Raw genomic sequence first — 5,611 nt, forward strand, 5'->3', positions numbered from 1 at the left:
AAAAAAAGGCAAAAAAAAGCGTTGTTGAATTGTGGAAAGGTTGTAGGTTTGCAGCCCGAAACAGCGTATGCTGTGCAGGGGAGATCGGCCTTAGGGCTGAGTTCATTGGAAGTTTTGGAGCATCGGATTTAAAAAGAAGAAACTTTTTCATTTTTTATTTGCGGGGATCAAAAAGGGTTGTATATTTGCACCCGCTTTGGGAGACAGAGCGACAAGACAAAACGAGAATATAAAAGTTCATTGACATATTGTAAGACAGCGTTCAATTACTGGAGACGGTAATTGGATAAAGAAATTGAATAAGATTAGCTTAAATAATACGAAGGGCTAGGTTCGGACAGTTTATGGTTTGAAGATGTAATAATATTTACAAAACAACGATGAAGAGTTTGATCCTGGCTCAGGATGAACGCTAGCGGCAGGCCTAACACATGCAAGTCGAGGGGTAACGGGGTGCTTGCACCGCCGACGACCGGCGCACGGGTGCGCAACGCGTATACAATCTACCTTATGCTGAGGGATAGCCCAGAGAAATTTGGATTAAGACCTCATAGTATCGAGAGACGGCATCGTTTTTTGATTAAAGGTTACGGCATAAGATGAGTATGCGTCCCATTAGCTAGTTGGTGTGGTAACGGCACACCAAGGCTACGATGGGTAGGGGTCCTGAGAGGGAGATCCCCCACACTGGTACTGAGACACGGACCAGACTCCTACGGGAGGCAGCAGTGAGGAATATTGGACAATGGACGAAAGTCTGATCCAGCCATGCCGCGTGCAGGAAGACGGTCCTATGGATTGTAAACTGCTTTTATACGGGAAGAATAAGGACTACGTGTAGTCTGGTGACGGTACCGTAAGAATAAGGATCGGCTAACTCCGTGCCAGCAGCCGCGGTAATACGGAGGATCCAAGCGTTATCCGGAATCATTGGGTTTAAAGGGTCCGTAGGCGGACTATTAAGTCAGGGGTGAAAGTCTGCAGCTCAACTGTAGAATTGCCTTTGATACTGGTAGTCTTGAGTTATGGTGAAGTGGCTAGAATATGTAGTGTAGCGGTGAAATGCATAGATATTACATAGAATACCGATTGCGAAGGCAGGTCACTAACCATATACTGACGCTGATGGACGAAAGCGTGGGGAGCGAACAGGATTAGATACCCTGGTAGTCCACGCCGTAAACGATGGATACTAGCTGTTCGGACTTCGGTCTGAGCGGCCCAGCGAAAGTGATAAGTATCCCACCTGGGGAGTACGTTCGCAAGAATGAAACTCAAAGGAATTGACGGGGGCCCGCACAAGCGGTGGAGCATGTGGTTTAATTCGATGATACGCGAGGAACCTTACCAGGGCTTAAATGTGGTCTGACAGCTTTAGAGATAGAGTTTCCTTCGGGCAGATCACAAGGTGCTGCATGGTTGTCGTCAGCTCGTGCCGTGAGGTGTCAGGTTAAGTCCTATAACGAGCGCAACCCCTGTGGTTAGTTGCCAGCGAGTAATGTCGGGAACTCTAGCCAGACTGCCGGTGCAAACCGTGAGGAAGGTGGGGATGACGTCAAATCATCACGGCCCTTACGTCCTGGGCCACACACGTGCTACAATGGCCGGTACAGAGAGCAGCCACCTGGCGACAGGGAGCGAATCTATAAAACCGGTCACAGTTCGGATCGGAGTCTGCAACTCGACTCCGTGAAGCTGGAATCGCTAGTAATCGGATATCAGCCATGATCCGGTGAATACGTTCCCGGGCCTTGTACACACCGCCCGTCAAGCCATGGAAGCCGGGAGTGCCTGAAGTCCGTCACCGCAAGGAGCGGCCTAGGGCAAAATCGGTAACTAGGGCTAAGTCGTAACAAGGTAGCCGTACCGGAAGGTGCGGCTGGAACACCTCCTTTCTAGAGAAAAGCATCTCGACGATATACGAAGAAGAATTTAGTCCTTGTATTATTAAGTTATTATTTAATTTATTGCTGTCTTATTAATATAGTCATATAAAATAGTGAGAGAGTCTACGGGCTCGCAATGTGAGAGTCTCATAGCTCAGCTGGTTAGAGCGCTACACTGATAATGTAGAGGTCGGCAGTTCGAGTCTGCCTGAGACTACTGCCTAAGGCGGCTTTATAATTAAGGAATTGGTTATTGGTTGTTTTAGAAAAAACGTTCATTGATTGACAAATTGAAGGAAATTTTAGAAGTTGAGACAAACTAGTTGTTGGTTCTTGGTTGATGGTTGATAGTTTACTAGCAGCGAACAACGAACAACGATCAACTAACTGGGGGATTAGCTCAGCTGGCTAGAGCGCCTGCCTTGCACGCAGGAGGTCATCGGTTCGACTCCGATATTCTCCACAACGGCACAAGACGGTATTAGGGATGTTATCAAATATATCACTTAGTATCCTCGCCGAAACGTTCATTGACATATTGGGACAAAGTGCGTACAAATCATACCACCAGGGATGATTGTACGTCATGGAAATTAATACGAATAATATTACGAGGGTGCACGCATTGTCTTCGGACAATGCAGGTGCGACAAGTTAAATAAGGGCGTATGGGGGATGCCTAGGCTCTCAGAGGCGATGAAGGACGCGATAAGCTGCGAAAAGCTGCGGGGATTGGCACACACGATGTGATCCGCAGGTATCCGAATGGGGCAACCCGGCATGTTGAAGACATGTCACCTGGCAACAGGGGTAAACCCGGGGAACTGAAACATCTAAGTACCCGGAGGAGGAGAAAACAATAGTGATTCCGTTAGTAGTGGCGAGCGAAAGCGGATTAGCCCAAACCGATGTTGTTTCGGCAATATCGGGGTTGTAGGACCACAATATTTGGTGCGTAATGAACTGGAACAAGTTGGAAAGCTTGGCCGTAGAGGGTGATAGCCCCTTACAGGTAAAGACCGTTACCGATAGTGGTATCCTGAGTAGCGCGGGGCACGTGAAACCTTGCGTGAATCTGGCGGGACCATCCGCCAAGGCTAAATACTCCTGAGAGACCGATAGTGAACCAGTACCGTGAGGGAAAGGTGAAAAGAACCGTGAATAACGGAGTGAAATAGATCCTGAAACCATACGCCTACAAGCGGTCGGAGCGGCGCAAGCTGTGACGGCGTGCCTTTTGCATAATGAGCCTACGAGTTACCGTTGCTAGCAAGGTTAAGGACTTCAGGTCCGGAGCCGTAGCGAAAGCGAGTCTGAATAGGGCGCTTTAGTTAGCAGTGGTAGACGCGAAACCGTGTGATCTACCCATGGGCAGGTTGAAGCTGTGGTAACACATAGTGGAGGACCGAACCCGTTGACGTTGAAAAGTCTTGGGATGACCTGTGGGTAGGGGTGAAAGGCCAATCAAACTCGGAAATAGCTCGTACTCCCCGAAATGCATTTAGGTGCAGCGTTGACATATAGTTTTATAGAGGTAGAGCTACTGATTGGATGCGGGGGCTTCACCGCCTACCAATTCCTGACAAACTCCGAATGCTATAAAATGATGGTCAGCAGTGAGGGCATGGGTGCTAAGGTCCATGTCCGAGAGGGAAAGAACCCAGATCACCAGCTAAGGTCCCCAAGTATATACTAAGTTGATAAAACGCGGTGAGATTGCATTGACAGCCAGGATGTTGGCTTGGAAGCAGCCATTCATTTAAAGAGTGCGTAACAGCTCACTGGTCGAGCGATCTTGCATGGATAATAATCGGGCATAAGTATATCACCGAAGCTGTGACTTCTAATTTATTAGAGGGGTAGGGGAGCATTGTAGTGCCGCTGAAGGTGTTCTGTAAGGGATGCTGGAGGAGCTACAAACGAAAATGTAGGCATAAGTAACGATAATGCGGGCGAGAAACCCGCACGCCGAAAGACCAAGGTTTCCCCAGCTATGCTAATCAGCTGGGGGTCAGTCGGGACCTAACGCGAACCCGAAGGGGGTAGTGGATGGACAACCAGTTAATATTCTGGTACCTGCTCACAATAAAAGTGACGGGGATGTGGCGTTGGTGCGTACTGACGGAATAGTACGTTGAAGGGAGTGGTGACACCCCGATAGTACACCGAGGCCTCGGCCAAGGTGATAATCCAGCATAACATCCTCCGAGAAAACCAAGTGAAGCAGCCCGTACCGTAAACCGACACAGGTGGTTGGGATGAGTATTCTAAGGCGCTCGAGAGATTCATGGTTAAGGAACTAGGCAAAATAGACCCGTAACTTCGGGAGAAGGGTCGCCCCCCTCTGGGGGGGCCGCAGTGAAGAGGTCCAGGCGACTGTTTATCAAAAACACAGGGCTCTGCAAAATCGAAAGATGAAGTATAGGGCCTGACACCTGCCCGGTGCTGGAAGGTTAAGAGGAGATGTCATCTTCGGAGAAGCATTGAATTGAAGCCCCAGTAAACGGCGGCCGTAACTATAACGGTCCTAAGGTAGCGAAATTCCTTGTCGGGTAAGTTCCGACCTGCACGAATGGTGCAACGATCTGGACACTGTCTCAACCATGAGCTCGGTGAAATTGTAGTATCGGTGAAGATGCCGATTACCCGCAGTGGGACGAAAAGACCCCGTGCACCTTTACTATAGCTTCGTATTGACCCTGGGTAAGTAATGTGTAGGATAGCTGGGAGGCTGTGAAGCGGCGTCGCCAGGCGTTGTGGAGCCATTGTTGAAATACCAGCCTTTGCTTATTCGGGGCCTAACTCCCTATTGGGAGAACAGTGCGTGGTGGGTAGTTTGACTGGGGTGGTCGCCTCCAAAAGAGTAACGGAGGCTTCTAAAGGTACCCTCAATACGGTTGGCAATCGTGTGTAGAGTGCAATGGCACAAGGGTGCTTGACTGAGAGGCATACAGGCCGAACAGGTTGGAAACAAGAGCATAGTGATCCGGTGGTTCCGCATGGAAGGGCCATCGCTCAAAGGATAAAAGGTACGCCGGGGATAACAGGCTGATCTCCCCCAAGAGCTCATATCGACGGGGGGGTTTGGCACCTCGATGTCGGCTCGTCACATCCTGGGGCTGGAGAAGGTCCCAAGGGTTGGGCTGTTCGCCCATTAAAGTGGCACGCGAGCTGGGTTCAGAACGTCGTGAGACAGTTCGGTCTCTATCTACTGCGGGCGTTAGAAATTTGAGTGGATCTGACTCTAGTACGAGAGGACCGAGTTGGACCGACCTCTGGTGCACCAGTTGTTCCGCCAGGAGCATTGCTGGGTAGCTAAGTCGGGATGGGATAAGCGCTGAAAGCATATAAGCGCGAAACCCGCCACAAGATGGGATTTCTTTAAAGGGCCGTGGGAGATGACCACGTTGATAGGCCATAGGTGTAAGGGCAGCAATGTCGTAGCCGAGTGGTACTAATTGCCCGTAGACTTGCGCAACCGCGCCCCGTGAATTGTATTACCGTGGCGTCCTTTTTTAAGGACGCACCCTGTCCCTTTATGTTAACGATATTCGTTGCGCGAAACATCGCAACAGTGCACAAACAAGAGCGTGCACTTAAAACTTAAGGTGGCTCTGGCGATGGGGCCCACCCCTTTCCATTCCGAACAGGGAAGTTAAGCCCATCTGCGCCGATGGTACTGCTATACCAAGTGGGAGAGTAGGTCGCCGCCTTTTTTTGGAGAA

The 5,611-nt window shown here is 49.8% G+C and carries 2 tRNA genes and 3 rRNA genes; all 5 read left to right on the forward strand.

From position 1 onward, the window contains the following. The first annotated feature begins 377 nt into the window (after nucleotides 1-377). The 5 genes from ABXZ36_RS15710 to rrf all read left to right on the forward strand — a co-directional run bounded on the left by ABXZ36_RS15710 (nucleotide 378) and on the right by rrf (nucleotide 5,602). Nucleotides 378-1,895: ribosomal RNA gene (locus tag ABXZ36_RS15710) — 16S ribosomal RNA — on the forward strand. 134 nt (nucleotides 1,896-2,029) lie between these two features. Further along, nucleotides 2,030-2,103, forward strand: a tRNA-Ile gene (locus ABXZ36_RS15715). Between the two features lie 172 nt (nucleotides 2,104-2,275). Then, nucleotides 2,276-2,349: transfer RNA gene (locus ABXZ36_RS15720), tRNA-Ala, on the forward strand. 183 nt (nucleotides 2,350-2,532) lie between these two features. Further along, nucleotides 2,533-5,364, forward strand: a 23S ribosomal RNA gene (locus ABXZ36_RS15725). A 126-nt stretch (nucleotides 5,365-5,490) separates the two neighbouring features. Then, a 5S ribosomal RNA gene (gene rrf, locus ABXZ36_RS15730) occupies nucleotides 5,491-5,602 on the forward strand. Together the 16S, 23S and 5S rRNA genes with 2 tRNA genes alongside form the textbook arrangement of a ribosomal RNA operon. Nucleotides 5,603-5,611 lie beyond the last annotated feature (9 nt).

The organism is Sediminicola arcticus (genome assembly GCF_040566695.1).
GTDB lineage: Bacteria > Bacteroidota > Bacteroidia > Flavobacteriales > Flavobacteriaceae > Sediminicola > Sediminicola arcticus.